At 64.9% G+C, this 17,372-nt stretch carries 17 protein-coding genes and 2 tRNA genes; 11 read left to right on the forward strand and 8 right to left on the reverse strand.

Going from position 1 to position 17,372, the window contains the following annotated elements; genetic code table 11:
* Nucleotides 1-3: 3 nt before the first annotated feature.
* From recF to gyrB, 3 genes are all read left to right on the forward strand, one after another.
* Nucleotides 4-1,152 carry a DNA replication/repair protein RecF gene (gene recF, locus RHO23_RS21055; RefSeq protein ID WP_078285139.1) on the forward strand — a complete coding sequence of 383 codons (1,149 nt, stop codon included), beginning with the start codon at nt 4-6 and terminating at the stop codon, nt 1,150-1,152.
* On the forward strand, nt 1,145-1,696 hold the full coding sequence (locus RHO23_RS21060; RefSeq protein WP_070928003.1) for a DUF721 family protein: 552 nt from the start codon (nt 1,145-1,147) through the stop codon (nt 1,694-1,696). Before recF ends, RHO23_RS21060 begins: the two co-directional genes overlap by 8 nt.
* A 213-nt stretch (nt 1,697-1,909) precedes the next feature.
* Nucleotides 1,910-3,937 (forward strand): DNA topoisomerase (ATP-hydrolyzing) subunit B, encoded by a 2,028-nt coding sequence (gene gyrB / locus RHO23_RS21065; RefSeq protein WP_030097703.1) that lies wholly within the window; start codon nt 1,910-1,912, stop codon nt 3,935-3,937.
* Between the two features lie 68 nt (nt 3,938-4,005).
* Here gyrB and RHO23_RS21070 read toward each other — a convergent pair whose 3' ends face one another.
* Nucleotides 4,006-4,842 carry an arylamine N-acetyltransferase family protein gene (locus RHO23_RS21070; RefSeq protein WP_423488290.1) on the reverse strand — a complete coding sequence of 279 codons (837 nt, stop codon included), beginning with the start codon at nt 4,840-4,842 and terminating at the stop codon, nt 4,006-4,008.
* Nucleotides 4,843-5,013: 171 nt separating this feature from the next.
* Here RHO23_RS21070 and RHO23_RS21075 point away from each other — a divergent pair, with 171 nt between their 5' ends.
* Nucleotides 5,014-5,586 (forward strand): YdeI/OmpD-associated family protein, encoded by a 573-nt coding sequence (locus RHO23_RS21075; RefSeq protein WP_064407456.1) that lies wholly within the window; start codon nt 5,014-5,016, stop codon nt 5,584-5,586.
* A 3-nt stretch (nt 5,587-5,589) separates the two neighbouring features.
* On the opposite strand, the gene RHO23_RS21080 is transcribed toward RHO23_RS21075, so the two are convergent.
* A complete protein-coding gene (locus tag RHO23_RS21080; RefSeq protein WP_423488291.1) occupies nt 5,590-6,555 on the reverse strand; it encodes an SAM-dependent methyltransferase in 966 nt (321 codons plus the stop codon).
* A gap of 154 nt (nt 6,556-6,709) precedes the next feature.
* Here RHO23_RS21080 and gyrA point away from each other — a divergent pair, with 154 nt between their 5' ends.
* The 4 genes from gyrA to RHO23_RS21100 all read left to right on the forward strand — a co-directional run bounded on the left by gyrA (nt 6,710) and on the right by RHO23_RS21100 (nt 10,514).
* Nucleotides 6,710-9,223, forward strand: coding sequence for a DNA gyrase subunit A (gene gyrA, locus RHO23_RS21085; RefSeq protein WP_064410085.1), 2,514 nt, complete (start codon nt 6,710-6,712; stop codon nt 9,221-9,223).
* 10 nt (nt 9,224-9,233) lie between these two features.
* Nucleotides 9,234-10,190, forward strand: a complete 957-nt coding sequence (locus tag RHO23_RS21090) for a DUF3566 domain-containing protein (protein ID WP_070941684.1) — start codon at nt 9,234-9,236, stop codon at nt 10,188-10,190.
* 48 nt (nt 10,191-10,238) lie between these two features.
* Nucleotides 10,239-10,315: transfer RNA gene (locus tag RHO23_RS21095), tRNA-Ile, on the forward strand.
* 126 nt (nt 10,316-10,441) lie between these two features.
* Nucleotides 10,442-10,514, forward strand: a tRNA-Ala gene (locus tag RHO23_RS21100).
* A 34-nt stretch (nt 10,515-10,548) separates the two neighbouring features.
* Here RHO23_RS21100 and cwsA read toward each other — a convergent pair.
* Entirely contained in the window at nt 10,549-10,953 is a 405-nt protein-coding gene (gene cwsA, locus RHO23_RS21105; RefSeq protein WP_030098135.1) for a cell wall synthesis protein CwsA, read from the reverse strand.
* A gap of 116 nt (nt 10,954-11,069) precedes the next feature.
* On the opposite strand from cwsA, the gene RHO23_RS21110 reads away from it, so the two are divergent.
* Together RHO23_RS21110 and RHO23_RS21115 are read left to right on the forward strand one after the other, a co-directional pair.
* Nucleotides 11,070-11,606, forward strand: a complete 537-nt coding sequence (locus RHO23_RS21110) for a peptidylprolyl isomerase (RefSeq protein WP_193601848.1) — start codon at nt 11,070-11,072, stop codon at nt 11,604-11,606.
* Nucleotides 11,607-11,717: 111 nt separating this feature from the next.
* Nucleotides 11,718-12,479, forward strand: a complete 762-nt coding sequence (locus RHO23_RS21115; protein WP_064407459.1) for a rhomboid family intramembrane serine protease — start codon at nt 11,718-11,720, stop codon at nt 12,477-12,479.
* On the opposite strand, the gene RHO23_RS21120 is transcribed toward RHO23_RS21115, so the two are convergent.
* The 5 genes from RHO23_RS21120 to crgA form a co-directional block, all read right to left on the reverse strand.
* Nucleotides 12,467-13,372: an SAM-dependent methyltransferase gene (locus RHO23_RS21120; RefSeq protein WP_423488292.1), complete on the reverse strand. Its 906-nt coding sequence runs from the start codon at nt 13,370-13,372 to the stop codon at nt 12,467-12,469. The two genes, RHO23_RS21115 and RHO23_RS21120, sit on opposite strands and share 13 nt — an antisense overlap.
* A 130-nt stretch (nt 13,373-13,502) precedes the next feature.
* On the reverse strand, nt 13,503-14,468 hold the full coding sequence (locus RHO23_RS21125; protein WP_423488293.1) for an SAM-dependent methyltransferase: 966 nt from the start codon (nt 14,466-14,468) through the stop codon (nt 13,503-13,505).
* Between the two features lie 161 nt (nt 14,469-14,629).
* Nucleotides 14,630-15,529: a class I SAM-dependent methyltransferase gene (locus RHO23_RS21130; RefSeq protein WP_423488294.1), complete on the reverse strand. Its 900-nt coding sequence runs from the start codon at nt 15,527-15,529 to the stop codon at nt 14,630-14,632.
* A 58-nt stretch (nt 15,530-15,587) separates the two neighbouring features.
* Nucleotides 15,588-16,010, reverse strand: coding sequence for a PH domain-containing protein (locus tag RHO23_RS21135; protein WP_423488295.1), 423 nt, complete (start codon nt 16,008-16,010; stop codon nt 15,588-15,590).
* Between the two features lie 121 nt (nt 16,011-16,131).
* On the reverse strand, nt 16,132-16,395 hold the full coding sequence (crgA, locus tag RHO23_RS21140) for a cell division protein CrgA (protein WP_005082859.1): 264 nt from the start codon (nt 16,393-16,395) through the stop codon (nt 16,132-16,134).
* A gap of 203 nt (nt 16,396-16,598) precedes the next feature.
* Between crgA and RHO23_RS21145 the strand changes: the two genes are divergently transcribed.
* A complete protein-coding gene (locus RHO23_RS21145) occupies nt 16,599-17,315 on the forward strand; it encodes a DUF881 domain-containing protein (RefSeq protein WP_423489273.1) in 717 nt (238 codons plus the stop codon).
* Nucleotides 17,316-17,372 lie beyond the last annotated feature (57 nt).

Raw genomic sequence — 17,372 nt, forward strand, 5'->3', positions numbered from 1 at the left:
GACGTGTACGTACGACAGCTGGGATTGCGAGACTTCCGGTCGTGGGAACGAGTCGACCTGGAGCTCGAACCCGGGCGCACCGTGTTCGTCGGCCCCAACGGCTACGGCAAGACTAATCTTGTTGAGGCCCTTTGGTATTCGTCAACCCTGGGTTCGCACCGAGTCGCCACCGACGCTCCCCTGGTACGCAACGGTGCCGAAAGGGCGGTGGTGTCGACCATCGTCGTCAATGACGGTCGGGAACTGGCGATCGATCTGGAGATCGCGGCCGGGCGGGCGAACAAGGCACGGATAAACCGCTCCCCGGTGCGCAGCCCACGGGAGATCGTTGGAATTCTGCATGCCGTGCTGTTTGCACCAGAGGACCTGTCCTTGGTGCGCGGGGACCCGTCGGATCGACGCCGTTTTCTTGACGACCTGCTGATTCAGCGCCGTCCCCGGATGGCTGGCGTGCGTGCCGACTACGACAAGGTGCTCCGGCAGCGCACCGCGCTGCTCAAGACCGCGGGTGCGGCGTTGAGACAGCGGAATGATCAGAGTGTGCTGGATACCCTCGATGTGTGGAATGGGCATCTGGTTGCACATGGCGCCGAATTACTTTCTGCGCGTATCGAATTGGTCGGTGAGTTGCGGCCACTGGTGGAAAAGTCGTATCAGCTGCTGGCGCCCGCATCGCGGCTGGCCGATATCGCGTACCGCAGTAGCGTCGAGGGTGTCGACGGAGAACTTTCGGTGGAACGCCTTGCGGAGGCACTGCACGCCGGGCTGGTTGCTAAGAGGTCGGCAGAGATTGAACGCGGAGTCTGCCTGGTGGGACCACACCGAGACGACCTGGAGCTGCGGCTCGGTGATGGGCCGGCGAAAGGCTTCGCCAGTCATGGGGAATCGTGGTCTTTCGCCCTGGCCCTGCGGCTTGCCGCCTTTGACCTGCTCCGTTCCGACGGCACCGACCCCCTGCTGATGCTCGACGATGTGTTCGCAGAACTCGATGGCGCCAGGCGGAGGTCTTTGGCCACTGTTGCGGCCGACGCGGAGCAAGTACTCGTGACCGCGGCGGTCCCCGACGACGTTCCCGAGGAATTGTCGGCGCGCACGGTTACCGTCGACGTACAGGAAGATCCTTCGGGACGAAAGTCGGTGGCGCATGAGTGAGGAAGAGGCCTGGCCGCCGGAGCATCTGGCCGGGGTCACAGGGATGGATTTGGTGCGCCGGGTGCTCGAAGAGGCACGTGGCGCGGCAAAACAGCAAGGAAAAGATATCGGCAGAGGCGGCAGATCACCGCAGCAGCGTCGACGGGTCGCGGGAGGGCGCCGCACCTGGTCAGGTCCGGGCCCGGATGCGCGTGATCCGCAGCTGCTGGGAAGGGCGGCAGGAGATCTGGCCAATCGCCGGGGCTGGTCCGCGCGAGTCTCCGAGGGCGCGGTGTTCGGTCGGTGGGAGGCCGTCGTCGGCGAGCAGATTGCCGCACATGCGACCCCGACCGCCCTGAACGAGGGAGTACTGACAGTCTCGGCGGAGTCCACAGCCTGGGCGACGCAGCTGCGGCTGGTGCAGGCGCAGCTGCTAGCGAAGATCGCCGCGGCGGTGGGAGACGGGGTGGTGACGAGTCTGAAGATCTCCGGGCCGACCGCACCCTCCTGGCGTAAGGGTCCCCGACATATCGCCGGACGCGGCCCGCGCGATACCTATGGTTGAGGGCTCATCGCCGCGTCGTGCCGTAGAACCGGTGTCTAGAGCGTCCTGACACGGCCTGATCCGAGATATGCGACGGACGGCGTAAATAGAGGGGATGAAACATGCCCTGAAGCTAGGTGCCGCCGGTACAGACCAGTAGGATGTTGGTAACACGGTTCGCTGGGTCTGTGGCCCGCGAGAGTCGTTACTTCCAGACAGGAGACAAAGTCGATCGTGGCTGCGCCGAAGAAGAGTGCCAAGAGCGAATACAGTGCCGACTCGATCACCATCCTAGAGGGGCTCGAAGCGGTCCGGAAACGCCCCGGCATGTACATCGGGTCCACCGGTGAACGCGGTCTGCACCATCTGATCTGGGAAGTTGTCGACAACTCCGTTGATGAGGCGATGGCCGGCTACGCCACCACCGTCGAGGTGACGATGCTTGAGGACGGCGGCATCCAGGTCAAGGACGATGGCCGCGGTATCCCGGTGGCCATGCATGCCTCCGGCATACCCACCGTTGACGTCGTCATGACCCAGCTGCACGCCGGCGGCAAGTTCGACTCGGATTCCTACGCGGTGTCGGGCGGTCTGCACGGTGTGGGTATCTCGGTGGTGAACGCGCTCTCGACCAAGGTCGAGCTGGAGATTCTGCGCGATGGCCACGAGTGGCAGCAGGTGTACACGGCCTCAGTGCCGGGCACATTGCAGCAGGGCGCGGCCACCAAGAAGACGGGTACCACCGTCCGGTTCTGGGCGGATCCGGAGATCTTCGAGACCACTACCTACGACTTTGAGACGGTCGCCAGGCGCCTCCAGGAGCAGGCCTTCCTCAACAAGGGCCTGACCATCAAGCTCACCGACGAGCGTGTGAGTAACGCCGACGTGACCGACGAGGTGGTCAGCGACACCGCCGAGGCGCCTAAGAGCGCCGAAGAGCAGGCCGCGGAATCGGCTGCGCCGCATAAGGTTAAGAACCGCGTCTTCCACTACCCCGATGGCCTGGTCGACTTCGTCAAGCACATCAACCGCACCAAATCAGCCATCCACACCACCATCGTCGACTTCTCCGGAAAAGGTGAAGGCCACGAGGTCGAGATCGCGATGCAGTGGAATGCGGGCTACTCCGAGTCGGTGCACACCTTCGCCAACACCATCAACACCCACGAGGGTGGCACGCACGAAGAGGGATTCCGCGCGGCGCTCACGACGGTGGTCAACAAGTACGCCAAGGAGAAGAAGCTTCTCAAGGAGAAGGACACCAACCTCACCGGTGATGACATCCGTGAGGGATTGGCAGCGGTCATCTCGGTAAAGGTCGGTGAGCCTCAGTTCGAGGGTCAGACCAAGACCAAGCTGGGTAACACCGAGGTCAAGTCGTTTGTGCAGAAGGTATGCAACGAGCAGCTGCAGCATTGGTTCGACTCGAACCCTGCTGACGCAAAAACCGTTGTGAATAAGGCGGTTTCGTCGGCACAGGCGCGGATCGCGGCGCGCAAGGCGCGCGAGCTGGTCCGCCGCAAGAGCGCCACCGACATCGGTGGGCTGCCTGGCAAGCTGGCCGATTGCCGCTCAACCGATCCGTCGAAGTCGGAACTGTATGTGGTGGAGGGCGACTCGGCCGGTGGTTCGGCCAAGAGCGGCCGCGACTCGATGTTCCAGGCCATCCTGCCGCTGCGCGGCAAGATCATCAACGTTGAAAAGGCCCGTATCGACCGGGTTTTGAAGAACACCGAAGTCCAGGCGATCATCACCGCGTTGGGCACGGGTATCCACGACGAGTTCGATATCGCCAAGCTGCGGTATCACAAGATCGTGTTGATGGCCGACGCCGACGTTGACGGCCAACACATTTCGACGTTGCTGCTGACGTTGTTGTTCCGTTTCATGCGCCCACTGGTGGAGCACGGCCACATCTTCCTGGCGCAGCCGCCGCTGTACAAGCTCAAGTGGCAGCGCAGCCAGCCGGAGTTCGCGTACTCCGACCGTGAGCGCGACGGGCTGATGGAGGCCGGGCTCAAGGCCGGCAAGAAGATCAACAAGGACGACGGCATCCAGCGCTACAAGGGTCTTGGTGAGATGGATGCCAAGGAACTGTGGGAGACCACCATGGACCCGTCCGTGCGTGTGCTGCGTCAGGTGACACTCGACGATGCGGCCGCGGCCGACGAGCTGTTCTCGATTCTGATGGGCGAGGACGTCGAGGCGCGCCGCAGCTTCATCACCCGAAACGCCAGGGACGTGCGCTTCCTCGACGTGTAGTGGCGCTCGCCCACCCGGCGAGATAGTTGCCGTGTCTTCGACGGAATGGCCTCGGGCAGGTATCGACGTTAGTGCTGTGCCAGCCGTTCTAACAGCAGTGACGAGTCATCGTCCTTCAGTTCGATACCGAAGATGTCGCGCAGCGCCACCACGACTTCCGCGGGTGTCAGCTGCCGTGTCTTGCGGCCTATGGCGGGGCGGATGTCGTGCAACTCGCGGTGGTCCAGGATGTACGCGTGATCGGACGTGATCTTCTGTACGAAAACCCTTGTACTGAAGGGTGAATGGGGACTCGATGCGACGAAGTAACTCGCGGCGCGATAGTCGATCGGGTACTGCGGTTCCAGCACGAAGGTGTACCGGCTCATCCACCCCGGCAGCGTTCCGTCCCCGGCGGCCTCCGACAGGGTCCACCCGTCGGCGCCGGGTGTGACCTCGCCGCGCAGCAGTTGGTACGCCCACGATCCGTCGTCGATGGTGGCCTCGTCGACAATGCGTATCGGGGCAAGAGGGCTGGTACCGAATCCGACATCGCAGAGCCACTGTTGTCCGTCGAGCCGGACCACGAGCATGCCGTGCGTCGCCGGCCGAATGGTGGTGGCGCCCATTTGCACGCGCCCCTGAATTCCGAAGAAGTCGAAGCCGAGGCGCTCCAGAACCCCTGCGAACAGGGCGACGTGCTCGTAGCAGTAGCCGCCGCGGGGCCCGCGCAGCAGCTTCGCCTGAACCGCCGGGATATCCAGTGCGACGTGCTTGTGCAGCACCGCATCGAGGTTCTCCCACTTGACGTTCAGGACGTGCCCACGCTGTAGGCGCCGCAGGGTGTCCAGGGACGGCGCCTGGGCGCCGTCGAAGCCTATGAAGGCCAGGTATTCGTCGAGCGCGAGCTCGTCTCCGTTCCACATGGTGTGGACAACGTACTAGTCGCCCTGGGTATCGCTGTAGCGCCGCGGACCATATCTGGCAGAACGGTGGAACGGTGCTGGTCGCGACACCAATCGGACGCGTTTCGTCGCCGGTGAGGACGCCGATGGGCACGGGTCTGTCATGTCACCGCCCACCCGTACCCTAACCACATGGCCGCCGACCGCCCCACCATCTACTTTGCGTCGCAACGTGACTGGGAAGAGTGGTTGGAAGAGAACCACGCGGACTCCCCTGGCGTCTGGATCAAGATGGCCAAGAAGGCCAGCGGCATCCCCAGCGTCAACCACAAGGAAGCCCTGGAGGAAGCACTCTGCTTCGGGTGGATCGACGGTCAAGCCAAATCGCTCGACGAGCAGTACACCCTGCGCATGTTCACCCCGCGCCGCGCCCGCAGCACCTGGTCGAAGATCAACGTCGGCCATATCGAACGGCTCACCGGCGAGGGCCGGCTCAGGCCCGCAGGCCTACGAGAAGTAGACGCCGCCAAGGCTGACGGCCGTTGGGACGCCGCCTACAGCTCGCAGGCCACCATCGAAGTCCCCGAGGACTTCGCGCGGGCACTGCGCGCCGAGCCGCAGGCGCAGCAGTTCTTCGACTCTCTGACCAAGACGGCGCGCTGGCCGTTCCTGTTCCGCCTCACCACCATCAAGAGACCGGAGACTCGTGCCCGGCGGATCGTGCAGTACGTCGAGTTATTGGCGCAGGGAAAGAAGTTGAGCTAGCGCTCAGGCCTTGTGCGCCACGGACACGATGTAGTCCGAATGCAGCGAGAAGAGCCGCATACCCACCGAATTGAACTGCGCGCGCAGCAGCGGGTTGACATGTTTCATGTCGGGTTGGCGCAGCCGCTTGGCCAGGAACTTGGACAGCGGTGGATAGACATCATCGGCGATTGACCATGTCTCGGCCCGGGCAAAGCCCATGTCCAGCAGTAGATCTCGGTATCCCTGTACATCGACGGCCCAGGGCACCGCGCTCGGTGACGCACCCTGCCAGCCTCGACGTGCCACCTGATTGCGTGCCAGCGCGGTCAGCGCGGTACGCCGCGGGACGATATCCGCCGTCACCAGACGTCCACCGGGCTTGAGCACGCGCAGCGCCTCCCGGAAGAAGTCGATGCGCGACGGGAAATGAAAGGCCGACTCCAGCGCCACCACTTTGGTGCAGGACTCGTTGCCGAACGGTAGATCGGTGGCCGAGGCCTTGACGTAGGAGATCGTGTCGGACAGACCGGCCTCGGCGACCCGTTGAGTCGAGATCGCGATCTGCTCCTCGGCGATGTTGACCCCGGTGATCTTCTTCACCTTGAACTCGTTGGCCCACAGAATGTCTTGATCGCCGTATCCGCAGCCGCAGTCCACCACCACGTCCTTCGAGGTGAATCCGGCGCTGGAGGCAACCAGGCGCGCAAGGTCGCGGCTTGCCTCGTCGAGGGTTGTCGGGTGGTCGCGCCAGTACCCGAAGTTGATGAAGAGCGACTCTTCGCCGAATAAGTTCTGCGGACCGACGATGTCGTAGACCATTCCGGTCTTGGGGCCGTCGGCGTTCGACACCGCGACCGCCGCCATGCGCCGCCACTCGTCGGCCCATCGGCGTAGCCGTTCGCCGGTGGATTCCTCGGTGAAATCGGACGTCAGAGTGGTCATGGCTGGCAGCTCCCTTTCGGCCCTGGCCGCCTCGTTGCGGCTCACGCCTGCGTAACAAAGAGTACCGGATACTTGGGATATCGGCATCTAAAGCCGCTGAGAACGACGCACGGGCCTGGATCCGAGAAACCCATCGCAGAAGTGACTAGGCTGGTGGGGTTGCCCGGCCTTCTCCGGGCGCAGCATGAACGAGGAGCACATGACCGACACAACGCTGCCCCCCGGCGGTGACGACGCCGTCGACCGGATCGAACCGGTAGACATCCAGCAGGAGATGCAGCGCAGCTACATCGATTACGCCATGAGCGTCATCGTGGGCCGCGCCTTGCCCGAAGTGCGCGACGGCCTCAAGCCCGTGCACCGCCGCGTCCTTTACGCGATGTACGACTCCGGGTTCCGGCCCGACCGCAGCCACGCCAAGTCGGCGCGCTCGGTGGCCGAGACCATGGGTAACTACCACCCACACGGCGACGCCTCCATCTACGACACCTTGGTGCGTATGGCGCAGCCCTGGTCGCTGCGTTACCCGCTGGTGGACGGCCAAGGAAACTTCGGCTCGCCGGGTAACGATCCCGCCGCCGCCATGCGTTACACCGAGGCCAGGCTGACACCGCTGGCCATGGAAATGTTGCGTGAAATCGACGAGGAGACAGTCGATTTCATTCCCAACTACGACGGCCGGGTCATGGAGCCGACCGTGCTGCCGAGCCGGTTCCCGAACCTGCTGGCCAACGGCAGCGGCGGTATCGCCGTCGGTATGGCCACCAACATGCCGCCGCACAACCTGCGTGAGTTGGCCGAGGCCGTGTACTGGGCGCTGGACAACCACGAGGCCGACGAGGAGACCACCCTCAAGGCGGTCTGCGAAAAGATCACCGGCCCCGATTTCCCGACATCCGGCTTGATCGTTGGGACACAGGGGATTCACGACGCGTACACCACCGGGCGCGGCTCCATCCGCATGCGCGGTGTCGCCGAGATCGAGGAAGACTCCAAGGGCAGAACGTCTTTGGTGATCACCGAGTTGCCGTACCAGGTCAACCACGACAACTTCATCACCTCGATCGCCGAGCAGGTGCGCGACGGCAAGATCGCCGGCATCTCCAACATCGAAGACCAGAGCTCCGACCGCGTCGGCTTGCGAATCGTGGTGGTGCTCAAGCGCGATGCCGTGGCCAAGGTGGTGCTGAACAACCTCTACAAGCACACCCAGCTGCAGACCAGCTTCGGCGCCAACATGCTGTCGATCGTCGACGGCGTGCCGCGCACGCTACGCCTGGATCAGCTGATCCGGCTGTACGTCAATCACCAGTTGGACGTCATCGTTCGGCGTACCCGGTACCGGTTGCGCAAGGCCAACGAGCGCGCCCACATCTTGCGCGGTCTGGTCAAAGCCCTTGACGCCCTTGATGAAGTGATCGCATTGATCCGCGCCTCGGCGACGGTCGACATCGCGCGCCAGGGCCTGATCGAGCTGCTCGATGTCGATGAGATCCAGGCCCAGGCCATCCTCGACATGCAGCTGCGTCGCCTGGCGGCCCTGGAGCGGCAGAAGATCGTCGACGACCTGGCCAAGATCGAGGCCGAGATCGCCGACCTCGAGGACATCCTGGCCAAGCCGGAGCGTCAGCGCGCCATCGTCAAGGACGAACTCGCCGAGATCACCGAGAAGTACGGCGACGACCGTCGCACGCGCATCATCTCTGCCGACGGCGATGTCGCCGACGAAGACCTCATCGCACGTGAGGATGTCGTCGTCACCATCACCGAAACCGGATACGCCAAGCGCACCAAGACCGACCTGTATCGCAGCCAGAAGCGCGGCGGTAAGGGCGTGCAGGGTGCGGGCCTCAAGCAGGACGACATCGTCAAGCACTTCTTCGTGTGCTCGACGCATGACTGGATCCTGTTCTTTACCACCAAGGGTCGCGTCTACCGCGCCAAGGCGTACGACCTGCCCGAGGCGGCCCGCACCGCGCGCGGCCAGCACGTTGCCAACCTGCTGGCCTTCCAGCCGGAGGAGCGCATCGCCCAGGTCATCCAGATCAAGGGTTACGAGGACGCGCCTTACCTGGTGCTGGCCACCAAGAACGGTCTGGTGAAGAAGTCCAAGCTCACCGACTTCGATTCCAACCGCAGCGGCGGCCTGGTGGCCGTCAACCTGCGTGACGGCGACGAATTGGTGGGCGCGGTGCTGTGCGCCGCCGAGGACGATCTGCTGCTGGTGTCGGCGCACGGCCAGTCCATCCGCTTCAGTGCGACCGACGAGGCGTTGCGACCGATGGGCCGCGCTACCTCGGGTGTGCAGGGCATGCGGTTCAACGGCGAGGACGAGCTGTTGTCGCTCAATGTCGTCCGCGAGGGCACCTATCTGCTGGTGGCGACGTCGGGCGGCTACTCCAAGCGCACCGCGATCGAGGAGTACCCGGTGCAGGGCCGCGGCGGAAAGGGCGTGCTGACGGTTCAGTACGACCCGCGCCGCGGTTCTCTGGTGGGCGCGCTCATCGTGGACGAGGACGCCGAGCTCTACGCCATCACGTCCGGCGGCGGCGTCATCCGCACCATCGCGAAACAGGTGCGGAAGGCCGGCCGCCAGACCAAGGGCGTGCGGTTGATGAACCTCGGCGAGGGCGACACCCTATTGGCAATCGCGCATAATGCCGATGAGGGTGATGCTGACCCTGACGACGACACAGCCGGCGCAAGCGAGTAAGGAGCTGTAGGTGAGTTCACCGAACGATCCGGGGGAGTCTGGCGCCAACGAACGCCCCGTGGACCAGGCGGACTTGCCTCCCTGGCAGCGGGCGGAGCGGCGGCGTGGTTCACACGCCGCCGCCACCGGCCCGCAGCGGATTCCCAGCAGGGAACCGCGCCCCGGCGGCGCCCCGACGGAGATCATCCCCATCGTGGACGACGCCACCGCGCCTCCAACCGCTCCGACGTCGGCGCCGCGGCCCGGGCCCCGCCCGTCGGCCGGCCTGGATGCCCGGCTCAGCCGGTTCATCTCGGGCACCGCGGCCCCGGCCGGATTCAACACCCCGCCGGAGCGTCCCGAACCCGAAGCAGCAGTGCCGGAGCTGGAGCCCTACGACGAGGCGCCGGAGCATCCCGAGGTGCCGGAGCGTCCCGAAAGAACCGAGCGGCCCCAACGACCCGAGCCGGTGCGTTCGGGCACCCCGTGGGGCGAGGCGAGCGCGCAGGAGCCGGTGCGCGCCCCCAAGAACAATGACCTGCCCGACCTGTCGGGCCCGGTCCCCCGCCCTCCACGCAGAAGTGATGCGGCACAAGGTGGTTCGGCAGTGACGGTGGGCCCCTCGCGCCGCGGCCCGCTGCGGGCGGCCATGCAGATCAGGCGCGTGGATCCATGGGCGACCCTGAAGGTGTCGCTGGTGTTGTCGGTGGTGTTCTTCTTCGTCTGGATGATCGCCGTCGCGATGCTGTACCTGGTGCTCGGCGCGATGGGTGTGTGGTCGAAGCTCAACGAGAACGTCGGTGAGCTCATCACCAACAGCGGCGGCGGTGAGCTGGTGTCCAGTGGCACCATCTTCGGCACCGCGCTACTGATCGGTTTGGTGAACATCGTGCTGATGACCGCGGCCGCCACCATCGGTGCGTTCATCTACAACCTGACCACCGATCTAGTCGGCGGTATCGAGGTCACACTGGCCGATCGCGACTAACGGTTTGGGATGCAACCCATCCGTGCGGTAATCTCTGCCTTCGGTTCAGGGGCTATAGCTCAGGCGGTTAGAGCGCTTCGCTGATAACGAAGAGGTCGGAGGTTCGAGTCCTCCTAGCCCCACCACACTCGTTGGGAGGTCGACCACATGAGAGTGCTGTTGCTGGTGCTCACATTGCTGGGCGTGGCCTACGCGGCAGCAATCACCGTGGCGCGCAACAACATGGAAGTGTGGCACACAGCAGCAGGTGAGGGGCCTTAGCTCAGTTGGTAGAGCGCTACCTTTGCAAGGTAGATGTCAGGAGTTCGATTCTCCTAGGCTCCACTCAAGTTTCTCGTTCGCGCGACCCGATCCAGCCCTACGGCTGAGGTTGCGAATCCACACTCGGTGCCAGCGGCGACGGTTCGGGCTGTCCTGAGCGCCGCAGCACGCTGAACGCGACGGCGCCCGCACCCAGCAGACCGACGACCGCAAGGCCGGTCAGCGCGCGCGGTAGCTTGCGCTTGCGGGCTCCGCTGACCACCTCGGGCAGGGTGTCCACGACATCGGCGACGGCGTCCTGCACCTCCGACGACACCGCCTTGCCGCGACGCACCAGCTTGCCGGCCACGCCCGCCGCCGATTTCGCCAGCCCGAACCCGAGTCCAGCGGTACCGCGTGAGACGTCGATAGGGGCCAGCGCGGCCTCCTTCAGACCCCGCACGAGCCGCTCCCCGGAGGTCAGCTTGACGGCGGGTTCGGAGGTCTTGGTCAGCAGGCTCATTGTCAGCGGGTCCCTTCGTCGGGCGGTGATCTCCAGAATGACTGATACTCCAGATTGCCATCTTTGCGCCGCCTATTGGGAAACATCCGCATGAATGTCTTTTCGGCGCGGATAAGGTGGTCGTCGTGACTTCACCAATCCAGACACAGACCGCCACCTTGCACACCAACCACGGCGACGTCGTCATCGCGCTCTTCGGCAACCACGCCCCGAAGACCGTCGCCAACTTCGTCGGTCTCGCCGACGGCAGCAAGGACTACTCCACGAAGAACGCCAAGGGCGAGGCCGCCGGCCCGTTCTACGACGGCGCCGTCTTCCACCGCGTCATCGAGGGATTCATGATCCAGGGCGGTGACCCCACCGGCACCGGCCGCGGTGGCCCCGGATACCAGTTCGCCGACGAGTTCCACCCCGAGCTGCAGTTCGACAAGCCGTACCTGCTGGCCATGGCCAACGCCGGACCGGGCACCAACGGCTCACAGTTCTTCATCACCGTTGGCAAGACCCCGCACCTGAACCGTCGCCACACCATCTTCGGTGAGGTCGTGGACCCCGCTTCGCAGAAGGTCGTCGACGCCATCGCCTCCACCTCCGTCGATCGCGGCGATCGTCCCACCGAGGACGTCGTGATCAACTCCATCACCATCAGCTAGCTCTCGATGGCTCATCCCGGACAGGTACCGGTCTACGGGTGCGCTTGGCACCCGGACCGGGCCACCGCGGTGCGCTGCGTGCGCTGCGGGCGCCCCGTGTGTCCGGACTGCATGCGATCAGCGCCCGTCGGACAGCAGTGTGTCGAATGCGTCCAGCAGGGCGCCAAGTCGGTACGTCAGGTCAAACCGCTGCGGCAGGCACGGGCCTGGGTCACCTGGGCGCTGATCGCTGTCAACGTGCTCGTGTACTCCGCCGTGGTCGGGGGCACCGACGAGACGATGGCCGTAACCACCAGCCCGCTGTTCCGGGACCTGGTCCTGTACCTGCCGTGGGTGGCGCAGGGTGAACTGTGGCGCACGGTCACCGCGGGCTTCCTGCATTTCGGCCTGATGCACATCGGGGTCAACATGCTCTCGCTGGCCTTGATCGGGCCCGGACTCGAGCACGCGTTCGGTCGTGAGCGCTACGCCACGATCTACGGCACCGCGCTACTGGGCAGCAGCGCTATCGCCATGTGGTTCAGTCCGAATGCGTTGGTGGCCGGTGCATCCGGCGCTATTTACGGTCTGCTGGGCGCGGCACTGGTGCTGTATCTGCGGGAGCGGCTGAACCCGCAGACCATCATCATCGTGCTGGTGCTCAACATCGGGCTGAGCATCTCGCTGCCGGGCATCTCGTTGGCCGGGCATATGGGCGGCCTGTTGTTCGGTGTTCTGAGCGCAGGTGCGCTGCTGTACTACCGCGAGGTGTGCCGTGGGGCCGGTGTACCGGACCTGGCGCAGAAGCCCTCGACGCCCTGGGTGCTGGCTGCGGTCGTGATCGCGTTGTCGGTGACGCTCATCGTGGCGAGGGTTCTCACCTATTCCGGATAGTGCACGTGCGGCAGTTTGGCTCTGAGGAACTGCCATTGGGTGTGCTGCTTGACGATGTCCGGGACATCATCGGTGAACGGCCGGTCGTAGTGTGCGGCGATCTCGGCGGCCGTCTGCACGTCGGTGGCCCAGCCGTGGCCCGTCAGCCAGTCCGCGGGGGGCATGCGGGAATCCGGATATGTCAGCATCCAGAAATTGGCGGCCCGAATATCTCCGGGGACCACGGGTTCGGCCAGTGAATCCCACATCTCGGTTGACGGCAGGAAGATGTTGGCATCGCTGCAGATGGCGCTGCCCGGCGCGGACAGCTCGATGATGCGTTCGAAGAGCAGGTCCTGCGCCTGGCCGGGCAGACCCGCCATGATCAGCGGTGCGATCAGCCACGCGGTGGGCTGCTCGGGGTCAAAGCCCGCAGCGCAGAGATCCTCCACCCAGGGATCGGCGGTTGTTGCCGCGGGTACGAGCCGCTGGGTCACCGCGGGGAAAGCGCCGTGCTCCCTGAGCACACGGGACCGGAACTCCAGCGTGTGCGGATGGTCCACTTCGTACAGAACAGCATCGGCCGGCCACCGGAGCCGGTAGGCCCGAGTGTCCAGACCCGCGACGAATTGCACGACCTGCCGGGTTCCCGACTCAAGCTCCGTGGCGATGAAGTCGTCGCCGTACCGCGTGAAGATTCCCGACGCGTTGATGAGAAGAAAGGTGCCGTCGGCAGCCGAGGGGTTCTCGGGAAATCCGGTGGCGAGGAAGGCACTACTGAGCGGTTCGTTCGCCGCGGTGACCAGGACCTCCGCAAGTGGATCGTCGATCAATGGATGGCCGCGCCGACTTTCCAGCGCGCGCAGAGCTGCGGCAATCAGATCGAACTGATATTTGTGCGCCGGTGAGGTCACAGCCTTTTCCGGTTGACCATCCAAGGAATCACCTGCCTTCGTGCACGTTGTCCCCAAGATAGCCATCGCGCGGCGCAAAGGTAATGGCGCTGCGCAAGCTGTGCGGCGAGATCGGGCTACGGAACGAAGCTCATTGGTTCGCCGGCCCGTCACTCAGTGGCGATTCTGTGGAATGCGCAAGGTAATCGGTCGGCAGCATCGCGGTCAGGAAGCGACGGTCCGCGAGATCGTCGAAACCCGGCACCAGCTCGTTCCCGAACGGTCGGCCATAGCGCTCGGCGAGCTCACGTGTTGTGTACGTCCGGGTTAGCCACCCGTGCCCGGCGAGCCAGTCTCCGGGATGGGTGCGTTCGTCACGATGTGCCAGCGCCGAGTAGTCGGCGCCGCGAAGCGCGTCCGGCAGGACGGCGTCCACGGCCTCGCCCCATGTCCGCCCGGACGGGGCCAGCGGATCATTGTCTGTCGCGATGATGCTGCCCGGAGCCGACATCTCGATGATCCGCTCGAACATCGTGTCGTGGCTGCCACCGGGAAGGTTGCAGACGACGCACTCGGCGAGCCACGCGGTGGGGATGTCTGGGTCGAATCCGGCCAGCGTCAGCTCCGCTTGCCACGGCTCGCCCAGACCACACAGGACCATCCGCTGTGTCGTATGGGGCTCAGCTCCCGCGTTGTCGAGCGCCTTCATCTTGACGGTGAGGACCTCGGCATAGTCGACCTCATAGACGACGGTGCCCGCGGGCCAGGAGAGCCGGTAGGCGCGGGTATCGAGGCCCCCGGCCAGCAGCACCACCTGGCGGATCCCGTTGGTGACGGACGCGAGCAGGGATTCGTCGTAGTACCGGCACATCGCCGCCACGTAGTTGGCGAGCAGATGGGTGCTGAGCTCATTCGCCGTCGACGGGTTCTCGCGAAGGCCGATGTCCAGGAGCGCTCGGGTGTGGGGATCAGCGACGGCATCGAGGATGGTCCGGGCGTGCTTGTCGAACAGCAATGGCTGTGCGCGGCGTGCCTCGAGCGCCTTCAGTGCGGCGATCGTCAGCCCGATCTGCATACTCTGGCGGACGAATCCGCTGCTATGCCCATCTCCTGGCATCAAGTCCAGCTTTCAATCCCCCAACCGTCAAACGACAAGCCTTTGCCAAATGACCTGTTCGTACAGACGGCACCCTTGTGATCGATTGCATGGGAAACTTTAGTCGAAACGGGACCGAAGGCCCCACCCCAGCGTCGGTCCGCGCGCCTTGCGCGCAGGGGCTAGCGGGTGGCGGTGATGAAGTAAGCGTCCGACCACAGCGAGGTGATTTCGCTGTGCTCCTCGGGGGCGGGCCGTCCATAGGCGGCAGCCTGTTCCAGGCGGTTGGTGACGTCGACGTGCCAACCATGTTCGCCGAGCCACTCGATCGGGTCTTTGCGCTCATCGTCATAGATCAGATCGCCGATGCTGACGTTCTGGAGAAAGTCCGGCTTGAGTTTGTTCACGGCGTCTTGCCATTGGCCGGCGGTGGCCACGCGGCGGCGCCATTCGGTGGCCAGGAAGCTGCCGGGGGCGGAATGGGCGGTGATCTTCTCGAACAACGCGTCTTGGGCGGCACCCGGCAGGTACGCCAGCAGGCCCTCCGCGAGCCAGGCCGTGGGCTTGCCCGCGTCGAAGCCCTCGGCCTCCAGCGCGGCGATCCAGTCATCGCGTAGGTCGACGGCGACTTCGCGCCGTTCGGCCCGCGCGACCGCGTTTTCTTCGGCAAGGACGTGGTCCTTGAATTCGAGGACCTTCGGCTGGTCCAGTTCGTAGACGAGGGTGCCGTCCGGCCAGGGCAACCGGTAGACCCGCGCATCCAGTCCGGCGGCCAGGATGACTACCTGCCGGATACCGGAAGCTGTTGCAGTGGTGAAGAATTCATCGAAGTATTTGGTGCGGACGGCCAGGTGATTGACCAGGTAGGTGGTGGCGACGTCCCATTCGGACTCGGGACGCGGCGCGGCCAGGGCCTCGGTGAGATGAGGTTCCCCCGAAGCCTCCACGAAGGCGCGGGCGTGCTCGTCGCGAATGAGTGGCTCGGATCGTGTGGTCTCCAGGGCGCGGAACGACGACACCATGAGGGCCGTGAAACCGACGCTGCTGACAATGTCCCACTGATCGCCCTCGGTCCGTGTCATGTGCCCGCCTCTTACCTCGGAGTAATTACCTAAGGCAACGATACGCGCGTTGCGGCGTTCACGCCCGATAGTGGGCAGCGCGCAGTGCCTCGTGCACTTCACGAGGGTCGGTACCCAGGTCCCAGCGGTTCAGGACGATCAGGTTATCTCCGGATTCGATCTCCAGCAGCCGGGTGCGGCGACCCAGCCGGCGGAACTCGCTGACCTTCACCGAGTCCACCGCGGCACGGGGCAGCAGCGTGAGGCGGGTGAGGCCTTGCAACTCAAGACCCTCGTCGGTGATGCGCAATTTCGGACGGCACCGCCAGGACACGGCGGCGAACCCCAGCAGACCGAGCGCGGCCACCGAGGCCAACAGACGCCCCGGCGCATCGGCGACCAGGAAGACGGCGATACCGAACGCGACGCCCACGAGGGCGGCAGCAGCGATACCGGCTGGTTTCGGGCCCCATTCGGCAGGGGATGCGGTCGGTTTATCCACAGGCGTTATCCACAGTGGGGATAAATCACATCGTTGTGATTGGGTGTCTCTTGGGTGGACTCGATGGAAACGGGTGCTAACCGGACCGGCAACGACAGCCCGGGCTCCCTCTCGTCTCGTGTCACCGCCACCGCATGGTCAGCAATAGTCCGGTGATCATGAAGGCAAACGCGATGGCGTAGTTCCACGGCCCCAGATCCAGCATCCAGGTGATGTGTTGTGCGGCGAGCTGGAACACCATCAACCAGGCCAGGCCGATGAGCATGAGGGTGAGGAAGAACGCGACGAACCAGACGCTCGACGGACCGGCTTTCACCTTGACCGGAGTACGGCTAACGGTGGTCGCGTTGAACGCTGACTTCTTACGGACCTTGGACTTGGGCATCGACTACCTCGGAAGCATCTGGGATATGGCGGCACGGCGACGGGTCGCCATGGCCGGAGTCGTCATGGGTTCCTACGCAGGTTACAGCGCGATGCTGCGACAATCTTCTGGTGACCGCCGATGAGGCCCCCAGGAGCGGGGGCAGCCCCCAGCGTGAACCGGCGGCCCCTTCCGCCCGAGGGGGCCTCCTCTGGCGGGTCGGGGTGCCCCTGGTGTGCGCGCTTGCGGGCTTTCTGCTGGCCGCGACGCACACGGTGTCGGGTGGCAACGAGATCCGGCGGGGCGATTCTCCGGCGCCCCGGTTGGTGGATCTGGTGCGCGAGACGCAGAAGTCCGTCGACAAACTCAGCGCCATCCGTGACGGCTTGGCGAATCAGATGGCTGCCGCGCGGGCACAGTCGGCCGGGGGTGACAGCCAGGTGGCGGCGGCGCTCGCCGAAACCGGTGAGATGGCCGATGCCGCGGGCGTCCAGCCCGTCACCGGCCCCGGTCTGGTGGTGACGCTGACCGATGCCAAGCGTGATGCGTACGGGCGTTTCCCCCGCGACGCGTCACCGGATGACTTGGTGGTGCACCAGCAGGATGTCGAAGGTGTGCTCAACGCCTTGTGGAGTGCGGGCGCCGAGGCCATCCAGATGCAGGATGATCAGCGCCTGGTCGCGAGCTCGGTACCGCGATGTGTCGGCAACACCCTGCTGCTGCACGGTCGTACCTACAGCCCGCCCTACGTGATCACGGCCATCGGTGATGCCGATGCCATGCAGGCAGCACTCGACGCGGCTCCGCTGGTAACGCTGTACCGGCAGTACGTCGCGCGATTTGGCTTGGGATACACGGTGACTCGCGGCCATCACCTCGAAGTGGCCGGATATCGGGATGCGGTGGGGCCCGGCCGTGCGGCTCCGCTGGAGGGCCGGTAGACATCCGTCGGCACCTGTCTGGGTAAACCGGCTGGGAATCCGCTGGTGCGGGTCCGT

It is taken from the genome of Mycobacteroides sp. PCS013 (genome assembly GCF_049532645.1).
Classification (GTDB): Bacteria; Actinomycetota; Actinomycetes; order Mycobacteriales; family Mycobacteriaceae; genus Mycobacterium; species Mycobacterium gwanakae.

Bases quoted from the DNA above. Each gene is read 5' to 3' on its own strand.
- RHO23_RS21060 (WP_070928003.1), top strand. From the start codon at position 1,145: ATGAGTGAGGAAGAGGCCTGGCCGCCGGAGCATCTGGCCGGGGTCACA.
- RHO23_RS21070 (WP_423488290.1), bottom strand. From the start codon at position 4,842: ATGTGGAACGGAGACGAGCTCGCGCTCGACGAATACCTGGCCTTCATA.
- RHO23_RS21075 (WP_064407456.1), top strand. From the start codon at position 5,014: ATGGCCGCCGACCGCCCCACCATCTACTTTGCGTCGCAACGTGACTGG.
- gyrA (WP_064410085.1), top strand. From the start codon at position 6,710: ATGACCGACACAACGCTGCCCCCCGGCGGTGACGACGCCGTCGACCGG.
- cwsA (WP_030098135.1), bottom strand. From the start codon at position 10,953: ATGAGCCTGCTGACCAAGACCTCCGAACCCGCCGTCAAGCTGACCTCC.
- RHO23_RS21115 (WP_064407459.1), top strand. From the start codon at position 11,718: ATGCGATCAGCGCCCGTCGGACAGCAGTGTGTCGAATGCGTCCAGCAG.
- RHO23_RS21125 (WP_423488293.1), bottom strand. From the start codon at position 14,468: ATGCCAGGAGATGGGCATAGCAGCGGATTCGTCCGCCAGAGTATGCAG.
- RHO23_RS21130 (WP_423488294.1), bottom strand. From the start codon at position 15,529: ATGACACGGACCGAGGGCGATCAGTGGGACATTGTCAGCAGCGTCGGT.
- crgA (WP_005082859.1), bottom strand. From the start codon at position 16,395: ATGCCCAAGTCCAAGGTCCGTAAGAAGTCAGCGTTCAACGCGACCACC.